This window comes from Pseudomonas sp. LAIL14HWK12:I1, assembly GCF_003202095.1.
In the GTDB taxonomy this organism is placed as follows: Bacteria; Pseudomonadota; Gammaproteobacteria; order Pseudomonadales; family Pseudomonadaceae; genus Aquipseudomonas; species Aquipseudomonas monteilii.
This window is the reverse complement of sequence record NZ_QJKG01000002.1, coordinates 638,796-661,832: the sequence shown is the minus strand read 5'-3', so window position 1 is coordinate 661,832 and position 23,037 is coordinate 638,796. Positions and strand designations below refer to the sequence as shown.

The following is a 23,037-nucleotide window of genomic DNA, read 5'->3' as shown; positions in this document are numbered from 1 at the left end:
GCCGTCATAGTAGCCTAGTGGCCAGGGCGCGCCCATTCACTGCACAAAGGTAAGCGGAAAAGTCCAACGCCTGGCGTGCTAAACTGCCTGCCGTTTTCAATGCCCCTCGCCGGGCCTCTCTCACGGTACCTTCATGGCCAAACGCCAGCTCAATCGCCGCCAGAACTGGCGGATCGAAAAAATCCAGGGCGAGCGCGCCGCTCGCGCCGCCAAACGCGAGCAGCACGTGCTGCAAGAACTGGAAGGCGGCGATCTGGGGCCTGAGCAACTGGGCCTGGTGATCGCGCACTTCGGCGTGCAGGTAGAGGTGGAAGCCCAGGACGGCGAATCCGCAGGCCAGGTGTTCCGCTGCCACCTGCGCGCCAACCTGCCAGCACTGGTCACCGGCGACCGCGTGGTATGGCGTGCGGGCAACCAGGGCATTGGCGTGATCGTGGCGCAGATGCCGCGCAGCACCGAGCTGTGCCGGCCGAACAATCACGGGCAGCTGAAGCCTGTGGCAGCCAACGTCGACCTGATCGTGATCGTGTTCGCCCCGGCCCCGGAGCCCCACCCGAACCTGATTGACCGCTACCTGGTCGCTGCCGAGCACGCGGGGCTGCGCCCGCTGCTGCTGCTGAACAAGGCCGACCTGATCAACGACGAGAACGGCCCTGGCCTGCATGCGTTGCTGGAGGTTTACCGCGAACTGGGCTACCCGCTACTGGAGGTATCGGCACACCACGGTGACGGCATGCAGCGCCTGCAACAGCAGCTCGACGGCCACATCAGCGTATTCGTCGGCCAGTCGGGCGTGGGCAAGTCGTCGCTGGTCAACAGCCTGCTCCCAGACGCCGGCACCCGTGTCGGCGACCTGTCGGAATGGTCTGGCCAGGGCACCCACACCACTACCACGGCACGGCTGTACCACTTCCCTAACGGCGGCGACCTGATCGACTCGCCGGGCATCCGCGAGTTCGGCCTTGGCCATGTCAGCCGCGACGATGTGGAAGATGGCTTCATCGAGTTCCGCGACCTGTTCGGCACCTGCCGCTTCCGCGACTGCAAGCATGACCGCGAACCGGGCTGTGCGCTGCTCAAGGCACTGGACGAAGGGCGCATCAAGCCGCAGCGCATGAACAGCTACCGCTCGATCATTGCCAGCCTGTCACAAGACAGCCATTGAGTTGCAGGCGCGGCCTTGCGCCGCGCCCGGAAGGGCCGAGCAGGCTTACTGCTCTTTGGCCTCATCCATCTTCAGCGTGCCATCTTCAAAGATGTTCAGCTTTTGGCGCAGCTCACGCGGCTGCATTGGCGCTTGTTCAGCTGCCCCTGGTGCAGCCGGCGCCGCAGCCCCTGGCGCAGCACCGCTGGCCGGTGGCGCAGGCTCGGCAGACGGCGCTTCCGGCGCACCCTGCTCACCCTCGATATTGCGCTGTGCCTTCTTGGTCAGCACGATGATGTCGATGCGGCGGTTGACCGGGTTGAACGGGTCCTTGCGGTCGAACAGCGACGACGAAGCGTAGCCCACCACCCGCGCCACCTGCCCGTCCGGGTAACCACCGGCCACCAGCGCACGGCGTGCGGCGTTGGCACGGTTGGCCGACAGCTCCCAGTTGCCGAATTCGCCAGTGCCGGCATACGGCTTGGCATCGGTATGGCCGCTGATGCTGATCTTGTTCGGCACCGCCTTGATGGTGTCGGCCATGGCCAGCAGGATATCTTCGAAGTACGGCTGCAGGCGCGCGCTGCCGATGTCGAACATCGGCCGATTCTCGGCATCCATGATCTGGATGCGCAGGCCATCCTGGGTGATCTCGAACAGGATCTGGTCCTTGAACTTCTGCAGTTGCGGGTTCTCTTCCACCTTGTTCTGCAGCTCTTGCAGCAGTAACTCCAGGCGCTCACGCTCGACCTGCTCGGCCATGGTCTCGACCTGGTCTTTGTTCAGCTGGGTCGTGGTTTCGGGCATCGGCTCGGATTTGGCTTCCGGATTGATGGTTTTTTCCGGTGCCAGCTCAGGCGAACCACCCAGGTCGATGACATAAGGCGTGCCGCTTTCCGAAAAGCCGATCGGGTCCTTGAAGTAGCCGGCGATGGCGATCTTCTGCTCCGGCGTGGCCGTGGACATCAACCACAGCACAAGGAAGAACGCCATCATTGCCGTAGCAAAGTCGGCAAAGGCGATTTTCCAGGCGCCACCGTGGTGGCCGCCGCCAAAGCGCTTGACGCGCTTGACGATGATGGGCTGATTGTTCTCCATGACTCAGCGACCGCGAACCGCTTGTTCCAGCTCGGAGAAGCTTGGGCGGTGCTTGGGGTACAGCACCTTGCGCCCGAACTCGACCGCCAGCGAAGGTGGCATGCCCGAGGCCGAGGCAACCAGCGAAGCCTTGATCGATTCGTAAAGGTTCAGCTCTTCCTTGGCATCGTGCTCCAGGCACTTGGCCAACGGGCCAAAGAAGCCGTACGCCGCCAGAATACCGAAGAAGGTACCGACCAATGCCGCACCTACGTGCATGCCGATAGCCGCCTGGTCACCCTCGCCCAGCGAGGCCATGGTCACCACGATCCCCAGTACTGCCGCGACGATACCGAAGCCAGGCATGCCGTCGGCGATACCGGTCACCGCATGGGACGGGTGCTCCAGCTCTTCCTTCATGCTCAGCAGCTCCATGTCGAACAGGCCTTCCAGCTCGTGCGGGGCCATGTTGCCGGTGGACATGATGCGCAGGTAGTCGCAGACGAACGCGGTCATGCGCTCGTCGGCCAGCACCGTCGGGTACTTGGCGAAAATCGGGCTGGCTGCTGCGTCCTCGATGTCGGCCTCGATGGCCATCATGCCTTCGCGACGGCTCTTGTTGAGGATCTCGTACACCAGGCCCAGCACCTCCAGGTAGTAGGCGTGGGTGAAGCGCGAGCCGAACATCTTCATCGACTTCTTGATGACGTGCATGGTCATGTGGCCAGGGTTGGCCTGCAGGAATGCACCAAAGGCCGCTCCGCCAATGATCAGTACTTCGAACGGCTGGATCAGCGCCGCGATCTTGCCGTGGGAGAGCACGTACCCGCCGAGCACGCTCGCGAATACGACGATGATGCCGATAATTTTAGCCATAGGTTCAAAGCACTTGCTGTCGTGGTCAGGGGAAGAGACGGGAGCTTTAAAACTCTTCTTCTACTTATCGGCAGAACTGCGCCAGACTATAGCCACTCAATGCGAAAAGCCAGTTCGGACTGATGTCAAAATGCCAATTGAAACCAAGGTGCCCGCTCAGGCCCCACGTACGCTAGAGGCCTGGGTAAAGCTGCTAGAGAGTGTTCGCATCCCCGTGCCGAAGCACAGCTACGACCGGGTCATGGCTGCCATCCACGATAGCCGCCGCTCGCTGCGCGATATCGCCGAACTGATGCAGGATAGCCCGGCACTGGTGCTGTCGGTGATGCGCGAAGCCAATCACCCCACCAATGCCAGCCAGGCAGAGCCTGCCGAAAGCCTGGAAGTCGCCCTTAATCGCCTGGGCCTGGAGCGCAGTGAACAACTGCTCAAGCGCCTGCCCTCGGTGCCCGTTGAAGAAATCCCGCCCGTACTCAGCCAGTTCCAGGTGATCAGCCAGCACGCCTCGCAACAAGCCAGCGGCCTGTTCGCCAGCCGCCTGGCACGGCTGTGGCAGGAGATTCACTGGGGCAGCCTGCTGTTCCTGTCGCCACTCTGGCCGCTGGCGTTGGCCTACCCCAAACTGCTCGACACCTGGGAGCTACGGGTTATCCACAAGGGCGAAGACGCCGCCCATGTGGAGGAAGAACTGTTTGGCGTACGGATCATGGCGCTGTGCCAGACCATGGCCGAGTACTGGCGCCTGCCGCAGTGGGTAACCCAAGGTTACCGCCTGCTGCTGGAAGAGCGCGAGCAACTGGCTCAGGTGCTGAGTATCGCCCGCGACGAAGACCTGCTCAGCCAGCAACACCGCCTGGACGCCGAGCCCGGCCTGCGCCGCTGGTTCAACCAACCGGCCAACACCGTGCTGCTGGCCAACAACCTGGCCCTGGCCGCGCAAGTTGGCTGGGACAACCCGCACCTGCTGCGCTGGCAGCTACTGACTGCGCTGTACCTGCAAACCTCGCTGGAAGATGTGCAGCAGCAAGTGCACCAACAGGCCGCCGCCAGTGCCCGCCGCCACGCCCGGCACGCGTTGTTCCACCCGGCAGAGGCGTTGATCTGGCCCTGGCACCAGCGCCGCCCGCACCCGGACATGCTCGCCCCGCCACCGCCCAGCAGCGACGACCTGGCACGCTGGCGCAAGCTGTGCCAGCACCTGCTGGCCCAGCCTAGCCCGTTCACCAACACCGTGCACTTGGCCACCCAGGCCCTCGAAGCCCTGCAGGCCTGCGGCATGCAACGCATCCTGCTGCTGAGCCTGGACAAAGCCAGCGACTACCTGCGCGTGCAGCAACTTGCCGGTCTGCCCAAGGAGGCTGGCACCATGGCCCTCCAAGTGTCGCAGAACAAACTGCTGCAAAAGCTGCTGGCCCAGGCAGGGCAATTGCGCATCACCCCGGAAAACCACACCCAGTTCTCGGCACTGTTACCCGCGCCCCTGCGTGCACTGTTCCGCAGCGAGCATGTGCTGCTACGCTCGCTGGCGGTGAACGACCAGGTGCTGATGCTGATGGTGGCCGACCAAGGCTGCCGGCCTTTGGCCGACATCAGCGTGCAGGCCTTCGGCAAGACCGCGCAATGTACCGAGCGGGCGCTGTCGGTGTTTGCCAACCGCAAGGGCTGAGCCTTGCGCTACAATCGCCCCTCTTTCCACACTGGAGACCGTGGATGACTGACTTTTCCGGCCTGCCCCTGGTGATCGAAGCCGCGGACCTGCTGCCACGCCTGGATTCGCCCCAGCTGATACTGGTCGACTTGAGCAGCGCCAACCGCTATGTCAGCGGGCACATCCCCGGCGCACGCTTTGTCGAAGGCAAGCGTACCCAGCTTGGCCAGCCTCCTGCGCCCGGCCTGCTGCCTGCGCTGGGTGACCTGGAAAAACTGTTCAGCGAACTCGGCCACCGCAACGACGCCGTGTATGTGGTGTATGACGATGAAGGCGGCGGCTGGGCCGGGCGTTTCATCTGGCTGCTCGACGTGATCGGCCATAAGCATTACCACTACCTCAATGGCGGCATCCAAGCCTGGCCAGCAGACAAGCTGACCACCGAAGTGCCCGCCAACGGCAACACTCCGGTGCACCTGCGTATCGACAACGCGCCCACCGCCACCCGCGAGTACCTGCAAAGCCGCCTGGGCGCCAATGACCTGGTCATCTGGGACGCGCGCGGCCCGCAGGAATTCAACGGCGAGAAAGTGCTGGCTGCCAAGGGTGGCCATATCCCCGGCGCGATCAACTTCGAGTGGACCGCCGGCATGGATCTCAACGACCACCTGCGCATTCGCAAGGACATCAAAGAAGTCCTCGAGCAGTTGGGCATCACCCCTGACAAGGAAGTGATCACCCACTGCCAGACCCATCGCCGCTCCGGTTTCACTTATCTGGTGGCCAAGGCCCTCGGCTATCCACGCGTCAAGGCCTATGCCGGCTCGTGGAGCGAATGGGGCAACCACCCGGACACGCCTGTAGAAGTTTAAGGAACCTGCATGAAATCCCGTCTGTTCATCATCAGCCAGTACCTGCTGCCGCACCACCTGCTGTCGCGGTTGGCCGGCTGCGTTGCCGAGTGCCGCGCGCGCTGGTTCAAGAACGCCTTCACCGCCTGGTTCGCCAAGCGCTACCAGGTCAACATGTCCGAAGCCCTGGTCGAGGACTTGAGCGCCTACGAGCACTTCAATGCGTTCTTCACCCGCGCCCTGAAACCGGGTGCGCGCCCGCTGGACGAAACGCCAGGTGCCATCCTGTGCCCGGCCGACGGTGCTGTGAGCCAGCTCGGCCCGATTGAGCACGGTCGCATCTTCCAAGCCAAGGGCCACGGTTTCAGCGCGCAAGAGCTGCTGGGCGGCGATCCGGCCATGGCCGCGCCGTTCATGGGCGGCGAGTTCGCCACCATCTACCTGTCGCCCAAGGATTACCACCGCGTGCACATGCCGCTGGCAGGGACCCTGCGCGAAATGGTCTACGTGCCGGGCCGCCTGTTCTCGGTCAACCAGACCACCGCAGAGAACGTTCCCGAGCTGTTCGCCCGCAACGAGCGCGTGGTCTGCCTGTTCGACACCGAACGCGGGCCGATGGCCGTGGTGTTGGTGGGTGCGATGATCGTGGCCTCGATCGAGACCGTGTGGGCCGGGCTGGTGACGCCACCCAAGCGTGAACTGAAGACTTTCCGTTACGACGAAACCAGTCGTGCGCCGATCCACCTGGAGAAAGGTGCCGAGCTGGGCCGCTTCAAGCTGGGCTCGACCGCCATCGTGCTGTTCGGACCAGAGCAGGTGAAATGGGCTGAAAACCTGGGCGCTGGTTCCGCAGTGCGCATGGGACAACTGTTGGCAGAGCCTGCACAGGCTTGATTCAAGCCGCATGAAAAGGCCCTGCATGAGCAGGGCCTTTTTATTGGGGCTTTGCAGCCCCAGACTGCCAGGTCAGCCGCGGGCGTCGCGGTCGCGCAGGCCCAGCAGGTACAGCACACCATCCAGCCCCAGGGTAGAAATGGCCTGCTTGGCCGACTGGCGCACCAGCGGCTTGGCGCGAAACGCTACGCCCAACCCGGCCAGCGACAGCATCGGCAGGTCGTTGGCACCGTCACCCACGGCAATGGTCTGCTCCAGCTGCAAACCTTCTTCACTGGCCAGCTTCTGCAGCAGCTCGGCCTTGCGCTGGGCATCGACGATCGGCTCGACCGCCACGCCGGTCACCTTGCCGTCGACCACTTCCAGTTCGTTCGCGAATACGTAGTCGATACCCAGTCGCGCCTGCACCTGGCGGGCAAAGTAGGTAAAGCCACCTGACAAAATCGCAGTCTTGTAACCCAGGCGCTTGAGTTCGGCGAACAGGTTTTCGGCGCCCTCGGTCAGGCGCAGCGAAGCCCCGATTTCGTCCAGCACGCCCACATCCAGGCCCTTGAGCAGCGCCATACGCTCCTTGAAGCTGGCGCGGAAGTCCAGCTCGCCGCGCATGGCACGCTCGGTGATGGCCGCCACCTGCTCACCCACGCCGGCCGCCTTGGCCAACTCATCGATGACTTCGGCCTCGATCAGTGTGGAGTCCATGTCGAACACCGCCAGACGGCGGTTGCGACGGAACAGGTCGTCCTTCTGGAAGGCGATGTCGACGCTCAGCGCTTCAGCCAGGGCGAAGAAGTCAGCCCGCAGGGCCTGGGCGTCGCTCGGCACGCCGCGCACGGAAATCTCGATGGCCGCCTTGCCCTTTTCGGTTTCGGCGTCCAGCGCTACCCGGGCCGACAGGCGTTCGATGCGCTCGATGGTCAGGCCGTACTGGCTGATCACCGCACTCACACGCTGCAATTGCTCGGGGGTGATCTTGCGGCTGAGCAGGGTCACGATGTGGCGCGCTTCACCCTGGCCGTCGGCCCAGTGCTGGTAGTCTGCCTCGGAAATCGGCGTGTAGCGGGCCTGCAAATTCAGCTCGTGAGCCTTGGCCTGCACGCTTTGCAGCAGCGCGGTAGCCACTTCGTTGTCCGGGATATCGACCAGAATGCCGAACGACAAGGTGCCGTGCATGACCGCCAGGCCGATGTCGAGGATGCTCACACCGCCCTGCAGCAGGACGCCGGTGATAGCCGCAGTGAGACCGGGACGGTCCTCACCGGTGATGTTGATCAGGACGATTTCGCGCACAACCTGGCTCCGACTTCGATGAAAAATGCGCATTCTACCGATTTTCCGTGACCATCGGGCGCCAACGATACTTTGCCGACAAAACCCGGGTCGCTATACTCCCCCCACTTTCATGCCATTAAGAGCCGAGCTCAGTGAACCGGCCCACGCCCGTCAAACCAGACAACTTCTTCCTGATGATCTATCGTGCCCTGAGTCAACGTCGCGTGCCGCTGGCACTGCGGATCGCCTGCACCAACATCTTCCTGGTGGCGCTGGCGCTGGTGATCTATGCCTGCGTCATGGGCCTGCAGTTCAAGCAGGCCATGCATGAGCAGGCCGATGCCCTGGGCCAGAGCCTGACCACCCAGACGGCCACGTCGGCAACCGAGCTGCTGGTGTCAAACGACATCCTCAGCCTCAACGTGCTGCTGGGTAACCTGGTTAAAAACCCACTGGTGGCCCATGCGGCGATCTACAGTGTGGACAACCGCATCCTCGCCGAAGCCGGCCAGCGCCCGCGCAACAGCCTGCTGGGTGAGGCCGAGGGCTTGTACCAGACCAAGATCACCTTCCAGGACGTCACTGCCGGGCAACTGCGCATAAGCCTGGACATGAGCCAGTTCCAGCAGCCGATGCTGATCAGCCTGCAGAGCATGGGCATCCTTGCCGCTATCCTGCTGGTGCTCGCCTTGACCCTGAGCCTGCGCCAGGGCCGTTTCATTACCCTGCCGCTGCTGCAGTTGCGGGTATGGCTGCGCGACCCGCAACCCTACACCCCGGCCACCGACCGTCAGGACGAGATCGGCGATATCGCCCGCCAGCTGCATGCGCGCCTGGCCCCGCCGCCACCGCCAGAGCCCGAGCTGGAGGAAGAGGACGACGCGCAATACGACGACCTGCACGAGGCTTCACCGCCCCCCAAGGCCGCACCACGCGCCAAGGTTGCCGCGGTGGAAGACGAGGATGACGACGATGCCTTCGCCGGCCTGCTGGACGACGACAGTGCGCCCAAGGCCGCTGCAGTGGTTGAGTCTGACGAACCGCAGTACAGCGCCGTACTTGCCGTGCAACTGGGCTCGCAGGAGCAGTTGCGCCGCTTGCCACGCACACGCCTCACCGAGCTGACCGAACGCTACCGCGATTGCCTGGAGCACGCGGCTTCGCTCTACGACGGTGAAACCCACACGCTGAACGATGGCAGCACCCTGGTGCTGTTCCACAGCCGCGAGTGCGGCGAAGACTACCTGACCAATGCCATCTGCTGCGGCGAGCTGTTGCGCGCCCTGGGCCACGCCCTGCAGATTGAAGTGGCCGACAGCGGCATCACCCTGCAGCTACAGCTGGGCCTGGCCTTGGGCAACGACCTGCAAGGGCTGGAGATGGTGGACCTGCTCATGGCCGAAAAGGCCCAGGATGCCTTGGCGCTGTCGCAGCACAGCCGCAACCTGTTGCTGGTGGAGCGGCAAATCAGCGATGACGCGCTGATTCGCCAGCGTGCGCGTATTCGCCCGATTGCCAGCCCTGAGGGTGCCTGCTGCGTGGAGCGCCTGATGGAGCCTTACCCGTCGATGCTGGAACGGCAGTTGGCGCGGATGCACGAGCGCAGGGCCTGATAGTTACCCCTGTGGGAGCGGGCACGCCCGCTCCCACAAAGTCCGCCTCTAGCCTGCAGCCACAAAAAAGCCCGCATCATCGCGGGCTTTTTTGTGGCTGGCAGTTCAATCAGAACCGATAGACTTCCATATCGGTACGAATCGGCGAAGCCATCGGGATCTTGGACTTCTCCGGCGCCTTCTTCACTTGCACCGGCGCTGCGGGCTTTTTAGGCGACTCTTCGGCAATTGCCGGCTGGTTGGCCAATGGCTTCACCGCCGTGCTCAGCTGCTCAGCCAGCTTCTGCAGCAGTTGGCCCTGGGCCTGCACCTGCGACGACTCGCTACCCTCGTGCGGCTGCTCAAGGTGAATGATGCGGTTGTCACGCACATGGCCACGGCGGTCCAGCAGACGCCATTGGGCATCGAGAATGGCCGGCTGGTCTTTACCCGAGTCCAGGCGGGTGATCGACAACAGCACTTGTACATCCGGGCTGAAACCAGCGGTTGCCGGAGCCAACACCACACGCTGGCTGTCCAGGCGCCAGGCAAGCTGACGCACCAGCAGTTGGTCGATATCCGACGAAAGGCTGCCCGCCCAGCGACCGTCGGTCGCTGCGCTCAGGCTGCCATCGGCTTGACGTTGCAGGAACGTCTCGCGCTGCAAGTAATCGGCAACCGATACCGGGCCGAGTACCACGGCCATGCCTGCACTTTGCGAAGGCTGGCCAGGATCACCACTGTCGAGCTGGTACAGGGCAACCGGCTGATGCATGGTGCACCCGCCAAGGCCCAGCAGGCCAGTCATCAACAGCGCAAATGGAAGGCGCAGAAATTTCATCATCCCATCCAGGCGGTCGCCTTCAGGCACACCGCAGTGATACATATAGATTCAAACGGGCACACGACTACGTCGGCACCGCAAGGGCCATATCATCCGCGAAATAACCGTCCGACTCCAGCATTTCTGCCCGGAACGGCGCTGAAATTGCCGTTCCAGACATTTCTACCGGTTAAGCCGGTACTTCCACCTGCAACCCATCGACGCGCTGGAAGCCGCGTGGCAGCTTGCTGCCCCGCCGTCCGCGCTCGCCCTTGTAATGCTCCAGGTCGTCCGCCTTCAGAGATAGGGTACGCTTGCCGGCTTGCAATACAAGTGTTGCACCTTCGGGAATCACGGCCAGATCGGTGACAAATTCTTCACGGCTGGCCACCCGGTCGCCCGGCACGCCAATGATCTTGTTGCCCTTGCCTTTACCCAGCTGCGGCAAGTCGCTGACCTTGAATACCAACAAGCGGCCCTCGGTGGTGACTGCCGCCAGCCAGTCCTGCTCGCGGTCGGCCACCGGGCGCGGGGTCATGACCTTGGCGCCGTTGGGCAGGCTGAGCAAGCCCTTGCCGGCCTTGTTCTTGGCCTGCAGGTCTTCGCCCTTGACCACAAAGCCGTAACCGGCATCCGATGCCACCACATAAAGTGCATCGTCATCAGGCAGCAGCACGCACTCGAAGGTCGCCCCCGGTGGCGGCGTCAGGCGGCCTGTCAACGGCTCGCCCTGGCCACGCGCCGATGGCAGGCTGTGAGCGGCCAGCGAGTAGCTGCGGCCGGTGGAGTCGATCAGCACGGCAAACTGGTTGGAGCGCCCGGCCGCAGCTGCCTTGAAACCGTCGCCAGCCTTGTAGGAAAGGCCGGTAGCGTCGATATCGTGGCCTTTGGCACAACGCACCCAGCCCTTCTCGGACAGCACCACGGTAACCGGCTCGGTCGGCATCAGTTCGTTTTCAGACAGTGCCTTGGCTTCGGCGCGCTCGACAATCGGCGAGCGGCGGTCGTCGCCGTAGGTTTCGGCATCCTTGATCAGTTCGCTACGCACCAGCTTGCGCAGTTTGGCCTCGCTACCCAGCAAGGCCTGCAGCTTGGCTTGCTCCTTCAGCAGCTCGTCCTGCTCGCCGCGGATCTTCATCTCTTCAAGGCGTGCCAGCTGTCGCAGGCGGGTCTCGAGGATGTAGTCAGCCTGAATCTCGGTCAGCTCAAAGCGCTCGATCAGCGCCTGCTTGGGGTGCTCTTCGGTACGGATGATATGGATCACTTCATCCAGGTTGAGGAACGCGGTGAGCAAACCGTCCAACAGGTGCAGACGCTTCTCGACCTTGTCCAGGCGGTGCTGCAAGCGGCGGCGAACCGTGTTGGTACGGAACTCCAGCCACTCCACCAGGATGGCACGCAGGTTCTTCAACTGCGGCCGACCGTCGAGGCCGATGATGTTCACGTTCACCCGGTAGCTGCTTTCCAGGTCGGTGGTGGCGAACAGGTGCTGCATCAGCTCGTCGGCATCCACGCGGTTGGAACGCGGAATGATGACGATACGGCACGGGTTCTCGTGGTCCGACTCGTCACGCAGGTCGGCGACCATCGGCAGCTTCTTGGCCTGCATCTGCGCGGCGATCTGCTCCAGCACCTTGGCCCCGGAAACCTGATGCGGCAGCGCGGTGACGACGATATCGCCATCTTCGACGCGGTACACGGCACGCATGCGGATCGAGCCACGGCCGCTCTCGTACATTTTGAGGATTTCCGCCCGAGGCGTGACAATCTCGGCCTCTGTCGGGTAGTCCGGCCCCTGAATGTGCTCGCACAACTGCTCGATGGTGGCCTTTGGCTCGTCGAGCAGGCGCACACAGGCGCTGGCCACTTCACGCAGGTTGTGCGGCGGTACGTCGGTGGCCATGCCCACGGCGATACCGGTGGTGCCGTTGAGCAGGATGTTGGGCAGGCGCGCGGGCAGCACGGCCGGCTCCTGCAGGGTGCCGTCAAAGTTCGGCACCCAGTCGACGGTACCCTGGCCGACTTCGCTAAGCAGCACTTCGGCGTAGCGCGACAAGCGCGCCTCGGTGTAACGCATGGCGGCGAACGACTTCGGATCGTCCGGCGCACCCCAGTTGCCCTGGCCGTCGACCAGGGTGTAGCGGTAGCTGAACGGCTGCGCCATCAGCACCATGGCCTCGTAGCAGGCCGAGTCGCCGTGGGGGTGAAACTTACCGAGCACGTCACCGACGGTACGCGCCGACTTCTTGTGCTTGGCATCGGCATCAAGCCCCAACTCGCTCATGGCGTAGACGATGCGTCGCTGCACCGGCTTCAAGCCGTCGCCGATATGCGGCAAGGCGCGGTCCATGATCACGTACATGGAATAGTTGAGGTAGGCCTGTTCGGTGAAGTCAGCCAGCGAGCGGCGTTCTACGCCGTCCAGGCTGAGTTCCAGTGAGTCGCTCATGCGGGCCTCGTCATTTCAGGTTCTGGCGCAGTAGCATGGTGCCGCCGCGCTGGGTAAATTCAAGTTGTTTCAGGGCACTCATGCCCAGCAATACAGTTGGCCCGTCCAGGCCTGGCACCACGATTGCGCGTACGCCCTGCAGGCGGATGTCGCCCAGTTGCAGGCTGGCCAGGCGTGTGCGGTAGCCCTCGGTGCGTCCGTTGGCGGTGCTGAGCAGGACCGGGCTGCCCCGCTCCAGGTTCAGGTCCCGGGCCAATGCCTCGGGGATGGCCACGTCGGTAGCGCCGGTGTCGAGCATGAAATGCACCACCTGGCCGTTGATGGCGCCATCCACCACGAAGTGGCCCTGGCCGTTGCTCAGCAGGCGTACCTCGATAAAGCCTTCGCCATGCTCGGACTGCACCTGGGTATTGGGGTTACGCTGGCTGTCTTCCCACTGGCCGAAAAAACGCGTAGCAAGAAACAGTGCCGCCGCCCAGGCGACAACCATCAGCACCCTGCCCGCGCGCTTGCCCGGCGTCTGGCTCATGGCTTGGCGCTCCAGCCGCCTTCCGGCGCATCGAAGCGCCAGACGATCGGGCGGGTTTCGCCATCGGCACGGGCACCGTTGTTGTTGTCCAGGCCAATCCAAGCGCCCTTGGCATCGATTACCAGCGCTTCAGCCAGTCCGAACGGTTGTGCGTAGCGGCGCGACTCCACCAGGGCATCTGCTGCAAACGACCAGCAGCGCTCGACCTTGCCGCTATCGACATCACGCCGGCACACCCGGTAGGCGTTGCGTTCGAGCGTAAACAGCTTGCCCTCGAACCAGGCCAGGTCGGAAAAATCACGCGAAAGCGCTCGGGCATCGGGCATTTGCGCCGGCTGCATCTCGACCCCGGCCTCGCTCAACAGCACACAGCTGCGCCCGCAAGTCCATACCGATTGCTGGCGTTCGATGGCTACCAGGCCACGCCGTTCGCGCTCGGCGGCCAGCCACAGGCGGTCGCCCGCCGGGTTGATCGCCAGGCCTTCGAACAGTGCATTGAAGTTCAGCAGCATGCCGCTGGCGCGGGCCTGGCGGACCATGGCCGGGTCGATCTTCAACCAGTCCGGTTCGCCGGCAACGGGTAACTGCAACACGGCGGCATGGGCTTCACTGGCCAGGTAGAGGTTACCCGCCTGATCACAGGTGATGCCCTCGAAGTCCAGCTCGCCTCCGCGAATGTACGACGCCGCCCAGTTGCGCGACTTCAGGCCCCACGGCAGCCCGCTTTCCGGTGGCGATGGCGGGGTAAAGGTCAGCGGTTGCGCGCGCCAGGTCGGGTTTTGCTGGTCAAAGCGGTAGATACGGTCGTCGTCGCGATCGGACACGCCCCACAGCCCGCCCCGGCATTCCACCAGGCCCGAAAGGTTGCCACCGCGCATGCCGTCGATCGGGTGTTCGGCACTGAGCTTCAGCTCGGGCCAGTTGCCCGCCAGGCTCGGCAGGGCAACCAGCGCAAGGCAAACGGCAAGAAACTGCCGAATCAAACCATGACCTCGGCCAGGTTGCCTTTGGTTTCCAGCCAGCTCTTGCGGTCGCCGGCGCGCTTCTTGGCCAGCAGCTTGTCCATCAGCTCGCAGGTGGCCTGCACGTCATCCAGGGTCAACTGCACCAGGCGCCGGGTGTTCGGGTCCATGGTGGTTTCGCGCAGCTGTGGCGGGTTCATCTCGCCCAGGCCCTTGAACCGGGTGACCTGCGGCTTGCCGCGCTTCTTCTCGGCCACCAGGCGATCGAGGATGCCATCACGCTCGGCTTCGTCGAGGGCGTAGTAGATTTCCTTGCCCAGGTCGATGCGGTACAGCGGCGGCATGGCCACATACACGTGCCCGGCCTCGACCAGCGCCCGGAAGTGCTGAACGAACAGCGCGCACAGCAACGTGGCAATGTGCAGGCCGTCAGAGTCGGCGTCGGCGAGGATGCAGATTTTGCCGTAGCGCAGCTGCGCAAGGTCGGTGGCACCGGGGTCAACGCCAATGGCCACGGCAATGTTATGCACTTCCTGGCTGGCCAGGACTTCGCCACCGTCCACTTCCCAGGTGTTGAGGATCTTGCCGCGCAGCGGCAGGATCGCCTGGAACTCCTTGTCCCGCGCCTGCTTGGCCGAGCCACCGGCCGAGTCACCCTCGACCAGGAACAGCTCTGCACGCATCGGGTCCTGGCCGGCACAATCGGCCAGCTTGCCGGGCAATGCCGGGCCCTGAGTGATGCGCTTGCGCTCGACCTTCTTGCTGGCCTTGAGGCGGCGTCCGGCGTTGCTGATGGCCAGCTCGGCCAGCTGCATGCCCAGCTCGGGGTGGGCGTTGAGCCACAGGCTGAAGGCGTCCTTGACCACGCCGGAAACGAACGCTGCCGCTTCACGCGAAGACAGGCGCTCTTTGGTCTGCCCGGAGAACTGCGGGTCTTGCATCTTCATCGACAGCACAAAGGTGATGCGTTCCCAGACGTCTTCCGGTGCCAGCTTCACCCCACGCGGCAGCAGGTTGCGGAACTCGCAGAACTCGCGCATGGCATCCAGCAGCCCCTGGCGCAGGCCGTTGACGTGGGTACCGCCCTGGGCGGTCGGAATCAGGTTGACATAGCTTTCCTGGATGCTGTCGCCGCCCTCCGGCAACCACAGCAAGGCCCAGTCAACGGCTTCCTTGTTACCGGCCAGGCTACCGCAGAACGGCTCGTCGGGCAGGCGCTGGAACTCGTTGACCGAATCGACCAGGTAAGAGCGCAAGCCGTCCTCATAGTGCCACTCGACCTTTTCGCCGCTGGCCTTGTCCTCGAAGCTGACCAGCAGGCCCGGGCACAGCACGGCCTTGGCCTTGAGCACATGCTTGAGGCGGCTGATGGAGAACTTGGGGGAGTCGAAGTACTTCGGGTCGGGGCTGAAGTAGACGCTGGTGCCGGTGTTGCGCTTGCCGACCGAGCCGACCACTTCCAGCTCGCTGGCCTTGAAGCCATCGGCAAAGGTCATCTGGTATTCGTTGCCGTCGCGCTTGACGCGCACACGCACCTGGGTCGACAGGGCATTGACCACCGAAATACCCACACCGTGCAAACCACCAGAGAACTGGTAGTTCTTGTTGGAGAACTTGCCGCCGGCGTGCAGCTTGGTGAGGATCAGCTCGACCCCGGACACCCCCTCTTCCGGGTGGATGTCCACGGGCATGCCGCGGCCATCGTCGCTGACTTCCAGCGAGTGGTCGGCATGCAGGATGACCTGCACCGAACGGGCGTGGCCAGCCAGGGCTTCGTCGACGCTGTTGTCGATGACTTCCTGGGCCAGGTGATTGGGGCGGCTGGTATCGGTGTACATGCCCGGCCGCTTGCGGACCGGGTCAAGGCCCGAGAGGACTTCGATGGCGTCTGCGTTATAGGCGCTAGCGCTGGGATTGGCCATAGGGTCTCTTCGTCAGTCTGGTGAATGCAAAAAAATCAAAATACAGAAAAGTCGAGCGCCGCATACTGCCCGCGGGCAATGCCGGCGAAGGCCAGCAGTGCCGGCAGGTGCTGGGCGAAGCCCTGGAAGCTGTGGTCGCCACCGGCCTGGATGCGCAGGGCACAGGCACGGTAATAGTGCTCGGCGTGGCGATAGTCCAGGGTTTCATCGGCGGTCTGCAGCCACACTTGATAGCGGCTGGCATCGACCGGGGCCGGTACTTCCAGCTCGGCCAGGGCCTTCACGTGATCGTGGGTCAGCTCCCAGGTTTCACCACTGTAATGATTGCGCTGGGTGCCCAGGTAACCGTCGAAATGCTTGTGCGGGGTTACCGCCGGGTTGACCAGCAGCGCTTTCAGGCCATAGCGCTCGGCCAGATGGGTGGCATAGTAGCCGCCGAGCGAGCTGCCCACCAGTAATGGCGCACCGAGTTCTGCGATAGCCGCTTCGAGCTGGGCGATGGCCTGGCGGGGGTGGTGGTGCAAGGCTGGCACGCGTAGCTGGGCCGACAGCCCCAGTTGCTGCATCACAGCCTCGAGCTGGCGCGCCTTGGTGGAAAGCGGCGAGCTGTTGAAGCCATGGATATAGAGGATGGAACCCGACATGCTGCCCCCGGAAACTGTGGCGTTGCGCCTGATGATGCGGGCGCAGGGACGCGCAGTGTAGCGCGTTCGCCGGGTTTTGACGCAGTGTCACGGGTTTCGCAACAATTTCTTCAAGAGAGCCGGGGCAGCTCCGCGCCCCGAATTCTTCAATATCCTGGGCTATCAAAATCGAGGGCAAGGGTGAAATCCAGCGCCCGCTCCACCCCGGTCTCCAGCCGCCCATCAGCATGCAGGCGCAACCAGCGGTAGCCAGGCTGCTCTTCGCTCACCTGGAATTCCTCACTGCGCGCCGCGAACTGAATGCAGGTCGACGGCGTAGCCAGCAGGCGCCGGCCATCGCGTACTTCATCCCATTCCTGATGCACATGCCCCCACAGCAACGCCCGCACCTGTGGATAAGCCTCGACGATATCGAACAGTGCCTGGGCGTTGCGCAAGCCGATCGGCGCGATCCAGGCGCAGCCGATGTCTACCGGCTGATGGTGGAAACACACCAGGCAATGGCGCTCGCCCGCCCCTTCCAGCGCGGCTTGCAGCACGGCCAGCTGGTCATCCGCCAGCAGGCCATGTGTAGCGCCATGCACTGCCGTGTTGAGCATGACAATACGCCAGGCGCCGATATCGGTTACCGCCTGCACCAGCTCCGGGGCCACTTCGGCCATGACCCGGGCTTCGTCATGGTTGCCCGGCAACCAGCGGGTGGGCACGGCAAATGGCGCGGTCAGCTCACGAAACGCTTCATAAGAGGCAACACTGGCATCCTGGGACAGGTCGCCCGTACACAGCAGCAAGTCGACAAGCGGTTGCTCACGCTGCACCTGGGCCACCACATGGCTCAGGCTGTCACGGGTTTTAAGGCCCAACATGCTGCCGGCCGGATCGGCGAAAAGGTGAGCGTCGGTCAGTTGCACCACATGCACAGGGCGCGTCAGGTCTGGCCGCATGTCAGCGAACACTTGCCAGTTCGTGACCGCAAGCCAGGCAATGGCTCAACCATTCACCGAGGAACAGGTTGAGCTGGGCCTTTTCGTCCGGCTGATGCATGGCCTTGTTAGGGTACGGATAGATGCTGCGCAGGCGCCGCGTGTGTTCGGCGCTGACCACTTCGGCCATGCGCGCATCGTGGTACACCTGCACTTCCAGGTGCGGCACAGGCAGCCACGGCAGGCTGTGCTCCTGACGTACATGCAGGGTGGTGGTGTACGGGCAGGCCAGCACCACATCGAGCACGAGCACACCGAGCATCTGGTCACCCTGGGTCATGCCGATACGACGCGAGCTCTGGGTGGTGCGCATGTCGGGCAACAGGCGCATCAGCCGGGCGTAGTTGGCCTCGCAGGCTGCCTGCAGCCCGACCAGATCGACTCGATAGCGCTCGCGCAGCAGGTTCACTTCCACATCCCTCGTACTTCGTCGCGATTCAGCGCCAGCCATTGCAGGCCGATGATGGTCGCCGCGTTGCAGATACGCCCGTCGCGCACGGCCTGCAAGGCGTCTTCGAACGACCACACGCGCACGCGAATGTCTTCGCCCTCTTCTTCCAGGCCATGAAGGCCGCCCGCCCCCTCGCTGCTGCACCGGCCAAGGAACAGATGAACGTATTCGTCACTGCCGCCGGGCGACGGGAAGTAGCGGGTCATCGGCCACAGTGCAGTGAACGTCAGGCCAGCTTCTTCTTCGGCTTCGCGGTGGGCAACTTCCTCAGGTTGTTCGTCCTTGTCGATCAGCCCGGCGACCATCTCGATCAGCCAGGGGTTATCGATCTTGCCCATGGCGCCAACGCGAAACTGCTCGATCAGCACCACTTCATCACGCAACGGGTCGTAAGGCAGTACACACACTGCATCGTGGCGCACGAACAGTTCGCGGCTGATCTCGCGGCCCATGCCTCCGGCAAACAGCTCATGGCGCAGGTGCACCTTGTCGAGCTTGTAGAAGCCCTGGAAACAGTTGGCCCGTTTGACGATCTCGACCGCCTTGGGCACCGAATTCAATGTGTCTGACATGGAAATCCTCGTTGCTACATCAACCGCCTGGTTACTGCATCGCGCCATCCTACTCTGCACGCCTGCCGGTTTCATCCCTTTCTGCCAACCGCTGGCGCACTCGGGACAGCAGGTCTTCACTCTGTTAGCTTAGTGGCGAACTGAAGGCCGCGCAGACGGTCAAAGGCCGACTTTTCCCTGTTCTGCAAGGATCATCATGACACTTGTCAAACTGACTTCCGTGGCTGTGCTGGCACTCGCTCTGAGCGCCTGCCAGAGCCTGTTCACGCCCAACTACCGAGCCCCGCTCGAGGTCAAGCGCGACGCCTGGGAGCACGTGAAACCCGGCTGCAGCGAAAGCGACTGCCCGTTGGTAAACATCGACATGGTCCACTTCCCGGCCTTGCCAAAGCTGGACGCCATCGTCGAAAAACGCCTGCTGCAACTGACCGAAGACAATCAGCATGGCACCGCGCCGAGCACCCTGCAGGCCTACGAGCAGCAATACCTGGCCAGTGCCGACAAACGTAACAGCAGCTACCTGCAAGCCAAGGTACGCGAGCAGCATGACGGGCTGGTGATCATCGAATTGTCCAGCTACCTGGACAGCGGTGGCGCCCACGGCATGCCGGGGCGTGGCTTCATCAACTATTCGCGCAAGCTGGACAAGGTGCTGACCCTGCAGGACATGCTGGTGCCCGGCCAGGAAGACACCTTCTGGAAAACCGTCGAGGAGTCGCACCGGGCCTGGCTGATGAGCGTGGGCATGGACAAGGACGCCGAGTTCGTCAAAACCTGGCCGTTCAAGAAATCGCCGCACATCGCCCTGACGTACGGCGCAGTCGTGGTCAAGTATGAGGTCTACGCCATCGCGCCCTATTCCATGGGCCACGTGGAACTGAAGATCCCCTACCCACGCCTGAATGGCGTGCTCAAGCCTGAACTGTTTCCCGGCCGCGGCTGAGGCTCAGCAGCCCGTGCAGCAGCCCTGCCAGCACCAGTGCCGGCAGGGTCGCCCCGAAGTCCGGCGCCTGTGTAGCAATGACATGGTAAGCCGCCACACCCACCACCCAGGCCAGCAGCGCCTGCCAGTGCAAACCCCCCACTTGGGCCGGCAGGCGACGGCGACGCACCACGTAGTGGTCCATCAGCACCACGCCGAACAGCGGCGCGAACACCGAGCCGATCAGTAGCAGGAAGTTCTCGTACTGGGCCAGCGGCGCCAGCAAAGCGATCAGGGTGCACAGCACGCCAATGGCCAAGGCCAGGTGCTCGACCTTCACCGGCACCAGCACACCGGTGGACACGGCCGCCGAATGGATGTCGGCAAAGGCCTTTTCCGACTCGTCCAGCAAAATCAGCAACAGCGGAATACCCATGCCGGCGGCCGCCAGGGCCAGCAGCAGCGCATTGACCTCGCCATTGGCAGCGAAGGCCAGGGTGTAAGCCACGCCCAGGCTCATCAGCCAGGTGTTGCCGATAAAGTAGCCCACTACCGTACCGCCAAATACATGCTTGCCGTTGCGGGCGAAGCGCGAGTAGTCGGCGATCAGCGGCAGCCACGAAAGGGGCATGGCAATGACGATGTCGAAGCCTACCGCCAGCGACATCGAGCCGTCCCCGGCGCGGCTCCACAGATCAGCCAGATCAGCTTTGGCGAACAGGTTCCAGGTCAGCCAGACGCAAGCACCCAGCAGCAACCAGATACCCCAGGCGCGCAGTACCTTGCGCACGAAGGCCAGTGGCCCGCTCACTGCCAGCAAGGTGGCCAGGGCACCGAAGCACAGGGTCCACAGCATCGGGCTGTTCCAGGCACTGTCTTCGCCGAAGGCGCGCGCGCCCAGCAGGCTGGCAGCATCGCGCATGACAATGATCTCGAACGCGCCCCAGCCGACCAGTTGCAGCAGGTTGAGCAGCGCCGGCAAGCGCGCGCCGTGGCCGCCCAGGCTGAGTTTCAGGGTGCCCATGGCCGACAGGCCGGTGTCGCTGCCGATCACACCGGCAGCCCCCAGCAACAGCACGCCCACGCCGGTGCCCAGTGCGATGGCCAGCACTGCGCCCGCCAGGCCCAGACCGGGGGCCAGCATGGCGCCTACCTGCAGCACCATCAGGCCGATGCCGAGGGAGAACCACAGCGAGAACAGGTCGCGGGCACCGAAGATGCGCTGGTGGGTGGGGACCGGGTGGTCGGGGGAAAATTGGCTGGGGGTGGTCATTGTTATGTTCGCCAGAAGGATTGATAGGGTTTCGCCGACCCACTCAGGGAGCGGGCTTGCCCCGCGAAGGCGTCAGGCCTGCCAAACGCGTTGGCGCAGCTGACGCGTTCGCGGGACAAGCCCGCTCCCACAGTGGAGAAACGGCGCTTTTACACTTTGTGGTACAGCTGGCTGCCTTCCTGGCGGAACCGCTCGGCCTGCTCGCGCATGCCTTCTTCGACCGACACGTCCACGGTCTCGATCCTGGCGGCGTATTCACGCACTTCCTGGGTGATCTTCATCGAGCAGAACTTCGGCCCGCACATCGAGCAGAAGTGCGCGACCTTGGCCGATTCCTTCGGCAGGGTCTCGTCGTGGAAGGCACGGGCAGTGTCCGGGTCCAGGCCCAGGTTGAACTGGTCTTCCCAACGGAACTCGAAGCGCGCCTTGGACAAGGCGTTGTCACGAATCTGCGCGCCCGGGTGGCCCTTGGCAAGGTCGGCGGCGTGCGCGGCGATCTTGTAGGTGATGATGCCGGTTTTCACGTCGTCCTTGTTCGGCAGGCCCAGGTGCTCCTTGGGCGTGACGTAGCACAGCATGGCGCAACCGAACCAGCCGATCATCGCCGCACCAATGCCCGACGTGATGTGGTCGTAACCCGGTGCAATGTCGGTGGTCAGCGGGCCGAGGGTGTAGAACGGCGCCTCGTCGCAGCACTCCAGCTGCTTGTCCATGTTCTCCTTGATCAACTGCATCGGCACGTGGCCCGGGCCTTCGATCATGCACTGCACATCGTGCTTCCAGGCGATCTTGGTCAGCTCGCCGAGGGTTTCCAGCTCACCGAACTGCGCGGCGTCGTTGGCATCGGCAATCGAGCCAGGGCGCAGGCCGTCACCCAGCGAGAAGCTGACGTCGTAGGCCTTCATGATTTCGCAGATTTCGTCGAAGTGGGTGTACAGGAAGTTTTCCTTGTGGTGCGCCAGGCACCACTTGGCCATGATCGAGCCACCACGGCTGACGATGCCGGTAACACGTTTGGCGGTCAGCGGCACATAGCGCAGCAGCACGCCGGCGTGGATGGTGAAGTAGTCCACGCCCTGTTCAGCCTGCTCGATCAGGGTGTCGCGGAACAGCTCCCAGGTCAGGTCTTCGGCCACGCCGTTGACCTTTTCCAGCGCCTGGTAGATTGGCACGGTACCGATCGGCACCGGCGAGTTGCGGATGATCCACTCGCGGGTTTCGTGGATGTGCTTGCCGGTGGACAGGTCCATGACCGTGTCCGAACCCCAGCGGATGCCCCAGGTCAGCTTGGCCACTTCTTCCTCGATCGAGGAACCCAGGGCGCTGTTGCCGATGTTGCCGTTGATCTTCACCAGGAAGTTGCGGCCGATGATCATCGGCTCCACTTCCGGGTGGTTGATGTTGGCCGGGATGATCGCGCGGCCACGGGCGATTTCCTGGCGGACGAATTCGGGGGTGATTTCTTTCGGGATGTTGGCGCCGAAGCTGTGGCCGGCGTGCTGCTCTTTCAGCAGGCCGGCGGCGCGGGCCTCCTGCAGCTTCATGTTTTCGCGGATGGCCACGTATTCCATCTCGGCGGTGATGATGCCACGGCGGGCATAGTGCATCTGCGAGACGTTGGCGCCGGCCTTGGCGCGGCGCGGGTTGCGCACGTGGGCAAAGCGCAGCTTGGCCAGTTCGGCATCGTTCAGGCGCTGCTGGCCGAAATCGGAGCTCAGGCCGTCCAGGCGCTCGGTGTCACCACGGGCGTCGATCCACGCCGAACGAACGTCGGCCAGGCCCTTGCGCACGTCGATGATCACGTTGGGGTCGGTGTACGGGCCAGAGGTATCGTAGACCAGCACCGGGGCATTGGTTTCGCCACCGAAATCGGTCGGGGTATCGTCCAGGCTGATTTCACGCATGGGCACACGGATATCCGGGCGCGAGCCTTCGACATACACCTTGCGCGAACGCGGGAACGGTTGCACGGACTGCTGATCGACTTGTGCCGATTCGCTGAGGTTGATCGCTTTTTCTTGTTTGGTCATCACAGGCTCTCCAGACGGCTTCCTAGCAGTGGAATGTCGGGGTGAACCTGAATGGCGCGGACACACCCATGATGGGTGCAGTGCCGGATATGGGGGTGCCTGAAGCTGCATGCAGCTGCGACATTC

At 63.5% G+C, this 23,037-nt stretch carries 20 protein-coding genes; 6 read left to right on the top strand and 14 right to left on the bottom strand.

What is annotated here, in order from left to right; translation table 11 throughout:
• Positions 1 to 133 precede the first annotated feature (133 nt).
• Positions 134 to 1,165 carry a small ribosomal subunit biogenesis GTPase RsgA gene (gene rsgA / locus D906_RS07930; protein ID WP_019098047.1) on the top strand — a complete coding sequence of 344 codons (1,032 nt, stop codon included), beginning with the start codon at positions 134 to 136 and terminating at the stop codon, positions 1,163 to 1,165.
• A 45-nt stretch (positions 1,166 to 1,210) separates the two neighbouring features.
• On the opposite strand, the gene motB is transcribed toward rsgA, so the two are convergent.
• Complete coding sequence (gene motB / locus D906_RS07925) at positions 1,211 to 2,242, bottom strand: flagellar motor protein MotB (RefSeq protein ID WP_027614865.1); 1,032 nt, start codon at positions 2,240 to 2,242, stop codon at positions 1,211 to 1,213.
• Between the two features lie 3 nt (positions 2,243 to 2,245).
• Positions 2,246 to 3,097, bottom strand: coding sequence for a flagellar motor stator protein MotA (gene motA, locus D906_RS07920; RefSeq protein ID WP_016712329.1), 852 nt, complete (start codon positions 3,095 to 3,097; stop codon positions 2,246 to 2,248).
• A gap of 130 nt (positions 3,098 to 3,227) precedes the next feature.
• On the opposite strand from motA, the gene D906_RS07915 reads away from it, so the two are divergent.
• The 3 genes from D906_RS07915 to asd are packed head-to-tail and all read left to right on the top strand — an operon-like array spanning position 3,228 to position 6,490.
• The gene (locus D906_RS07915) at positions 3,228 to 4,763 is read left to right on the top strand and encodes an HDOD domain-containing protein (RefSeq protein ID WP_027614864.1); all 1,536 of its coding nucleotides are present in this window, start codon (positions 3,228 to 3,230) and stop codon (positions 4,761 to 4,763) included.
• A 44-nt stretch (positions 4,764 to 4,807) separates the two neighbouring features.
• Entirely contained in the window at positions 4,808 to 5,617 is an 810-nt protein-coding gene (locus tag D906_RS07910) for a rhodanese-like domain-containing protein (RefSeq protein ID WP_027614863.1), read from the top strand.
• A 9-nt stretch (positions 5,618 to 5,626) separates the two neighbouring features.
• Positions 5,627 to 6,490 (top strand): archaetidylserine decarboxylase, encoded by an 864-nt coding sequence (gene asd, locus D906_RS07905; protein WP_019097701.1) that lies wholly within the window; start codon positions 5,627 to 5,629, stop codon positions 6,488 to 6,490.
• A gap of 72 nt (positions 6,491 to 6,562) precedes the next feature.
• Here the strand turns inward: asd and serB are convergent, their stop codons facing one another.
• The gene (gene serB / locus D906_RS07900) at positions 6,563 to 7,777 is read right to left on the bottom strand and encodes a phosphoserine phosphatase SerB (RefSeq protein ID WP_019097700.1); all 1,215 of its coding nucleotides are present in this window, start codon (positions 7,775 to 7,777) and stop codon (positions 6,563 to 6,565) included.
• A 134-nt stretch (positions 7,778 to 7,911) separates the two neighbouring features.
• Here serB and D906_RS07895 point away from each other — a divergent pair, with 134 nt between their 5' ends.
• Complete coding sequence (locus D906_RS07895; RefSeq protein WP_019097699.1) at positions 7,912 to 9,372, top strand: AhpA/YtjB family protein; 1,461 nt, start codon at positions 7,912 to 7,914, stop codon at positions 9,370 to 9,372.
• 109 nt (positions 9,373 to 9,481) lie between these two features.
• Here D906_RS07895 and D906_RS07890 read toward each other — a convergent pair whose 3' ends face one another.
• The 9 genes from D906_RS07890 to D906_RS07850 form a co-directional block, all read right to left on the bottom strand.
• The gene (locus D906_RS07890) at positions 9,482 to 10,192 is read right to left on the bottom strand and encodes a membrane integrity-associated transporter subunit PqiC (RefSeq protein WP_025752408.1); all 711 of its coding nucleotides are present in this window, start codon (positions 10,190 to 10,192) and stop codon (positions 9,482 to 9,484) included.
• 172 nt (positions 10,193 to 10,364) lie between these two features.
• Positions 10,365 to 12,623: a DNA topoisomerase IV subunit A gene (gene parC, locus D906_RS07885; RefSeq protein ID WP_016712337.1), complete on the bottom strand. Its 2,259-nt coding sequence runs from the start codon at positions 12,621 to 12,623 to the stop codon at positions 10,365 to 10,367.
• A gap of 10 nt (positions 12,624 to 12,633) precedes the next feature.
• Positions 12,634 to 13,152: a TIGR02281 family clan AA aspartic protease gene (locus tag D906_RS07880; protein WP_019097697.1), complete on the bottom strand. Its 519-nt coding sequence runs from the start codon at positions 13,150 to 13,152 to the stop codon at positions 12,634 to 12,636.
• Positions 13,149 to 14,135: an esterase-like activity of phytase family protein gene (locus tag D906_RS07875; protein WP_027614862.1), complete on the bottom strand. Its 987-nt coding sequence runs from the start codon at positions 14,133 to 14,135 to the stop codon at positions 13,149 to 13,151. The genes D906_RS07880 and D906_RS07875 overlap by 4 nt, the downstream gene beginning before the upstream one ends.
• Positions 14,132 to 16,036, bottom strand: coding sequence for a DNA topoisomerase IV subunit B (gene parE / locus D906_RS07870; RefSeq protein ID WP_016712340.1), 1,905 nt, complete (start codon positions 16,034 to 16,036; stop codon positions 14,132 to 14,134). Before parE ends, D906_RS07875 begins: the two co-directional genes overlap by 4 nt.
• A 35-nt stretch (positions 16,037 to 16,071) precedes the next feature.
• Positions 16,072 to 16,680 carry a YqiA/YcfP family alpha/beta fold hydrolase gene (locus D906_RS07865; protein WP_016712341.1) on the bottom strand — a complete coding sequence of 203 codons (609 nt, stop codon included), beginning with the start codon at positions 16,678 to 16,680 and terminating at the stop codon, positions 16,072 to 16,074.
• A gap of 146 nt (positions 16,681 to 16,826) precedes the next feature.
• The gene (gene cpdA, locus D906_RS07860) at positions 16,827 to 17,624 is read right to left on the bottom strand and encodes a 3',5'-cyclic-AMP phosphodiesterase (protein WP_026020382.1); all 798 of its coding nucleotides are present in this window, start codon (positions 17,622 to 17,624) and stop codon (positions 16,827 to 16,829) included.
• A 1-nt stretch (position 17,625) separates the two neighbouring features.
• On the bottom strand, positions 17,626 to 18,078 hold the full coding sequence (locus tag D906_RS07855; protein ID WP_025752404.1) for a DUF1249 domain-containing protein: 453 nt from the start codon (positions 18,076 to 18,078) through the stop codon (positions 17,626 to 17,628).
• On the bottom strand, positions 18,069 to 18,686 hold the full coding sequence (locus D906_RS07850) for an NUDIX domain-containing protein (protein ID WP_016712343.1): 618 nt from the start codon (positions 18,684 to 18,686) through the stop codon (positions 18,069 to 18,071). Before D906_RS07850 ends, D906_RS07855 begins: the two co-directional genes overlap by 10 nt.
• Before the next feature lie 196 nt (positions 18,687 to 18,882).
• Between D906_RS07850 and D906_RS07845 the strand changes: the two genes are divergently transcribed.
• Complete coding sequence (locus tag D906_RS07845; protein ID WP_019097693.1) at positions 18,883 to 19,629, top strand: RsiV family protein; 747 nt, start codon at positions 18,883 to 18,885, stop codon at positions 19,627 to 19,629.
• On the opposite strand, the gene cytX is transcribed toward D906_RS07845, so the two are convergent.
• The gene (cytX, locus tag D906_RS07840) at positions 19,598 to 20,881 is read right to left on the bottom strand and encodes a putative hydroxymethylpyrimidine transporter CytX (protein WP_025752401.1); all 1,284 of its coding nucleotides are present in this window, start codon (positions 20,879 to 20,881) and stop codon (positions 19,598 to 19,600) included. The genes D906_RS07845 and cytX overlap by 32 nt on opposite strands.
• A gap of 149 nt (positions 20,882 to 21,030) precedes the next feature.
• Positions 21,031 to 22,911, bottom strand: a complete 1,881-nt coding sequence (gene thiC / locus D906_RS07835; RefSeq protein ID WP_019097691.1) for a phosphomethylpyrimidine synthase ThiC — start codon at positions 22,909 to 22,911, stop codon at positions 21,031 to 21,033.
• Between the last annotated feature and the right edge of the window lie 126 nt (positions 22,912 to 23,037).

Bases quoted from the DNA above. Each gene is read 5' to 3' on its own strand.
- rsgA (WP_019098047.1), top strand. From the start codon at position 134: ATGGCCAAACGCCAGCTCAATCGCCGCCAGAACTGGCGGATCGAAAAA.
- motB (WP_027614865.1), bottom strand. From the start codon at position 2,242: ATGGAGAACAATCAGCCCATCATCGTCAAGCGCGTCAAGCGCTTTGGC.
- motA (WP_016712329.1), bottom strand. From the start codon at position 3,097: ATGGCTAAAATTATCGGCATCATCGTCGTATTCGCGAGCGTGCTCGGC.
- D906_RS07915 (WP_027614864.1), top strand. From the start codon at position 3,228: ATGCCAATTGAAACCAAGGTGCCCGCTCAGGCCCCACGTACGCTAGAG.
- D906_RS07910 (WP_027614863.1), top strand. From the start codon at position 4,808: ATGACTGACTTTTCCGGCCTGCCCCTGGTGATCGAAGCCGCGGACCTG.
- asd (WP_019097701.1), top strand. From the start codon at position 5,627: ATGAAATCCCGTCTGTTCATCATCAGCCAGTACCTGCTGCCGCACCAC.
- D906_RS07890 (WP_025752408.1), bottom strand. From the start codon at position 10,192: ATGAAATTTCTGCGCCTTCCATTTGCGCTGTTGATGACTGGCCTGCTG.
- parC (WP_016712337.1), bottom strand. From the start codon at position 12,623: ATGAGCGACTCACTGGAACTCAGCCTGGACGGCGTAGAACGCCGCTCG.
- D906_RS07880 (WP_019097697.1), bottom strand. From the start codon at position 13,152: ATGAGCCAGACGCCGGGCAAGCGCGCGGGCAGGGTGCTGATGGTTGTC.
- parE (WP_016712340.1), bottom strand. From the start codon at position 16,036: ATGGCCAATCCCAGCGCTAGCGCCTATAACGCAGACGCCATCGAAGTC.
- D906_RS07865 (WP_016712341.1), bottom strand. From the start codon at position 16,680: ATGTCGGGTTCCATCCTCTATATCCATGGCTTCAACAGCTCGCCGCTT.
- cpdA (WP_026020382.1), bottom strand. From the start codon at position 17,624: ATGCGGCCAGACCTGACGCGCCCTGTGCATGTGGTGCAACTGACCGAC.
- D906_RS07850 (WP_016712343.1), bottom strand. From the start codon at position 18,686: ATGTCAGACACATTGAATTCGGTGCCCAAGGCGGTCGAGATCGTCAAA.
- D906_RS07845 (WP_019097693.1), top strand. From the start codon at position 18,883: ATGACACTTGTCAAACTGACTTCCGTGGCTGTGCTGGCACTCGCTCTG.
- cytX (WP_025752401.1), bottom strand. From the start codon at position 20,881: ATGACCACCCCCAGCCAATTTTCCCCCGACCACCCGGTCCCCACCCAC.
- thiC (WP_019097691.1), bottom strand. From the start codon at position 22,911: ATGACCAAACAAGAAAAAGCGATCAACCTCAGCGAATCGGCACAAGTC.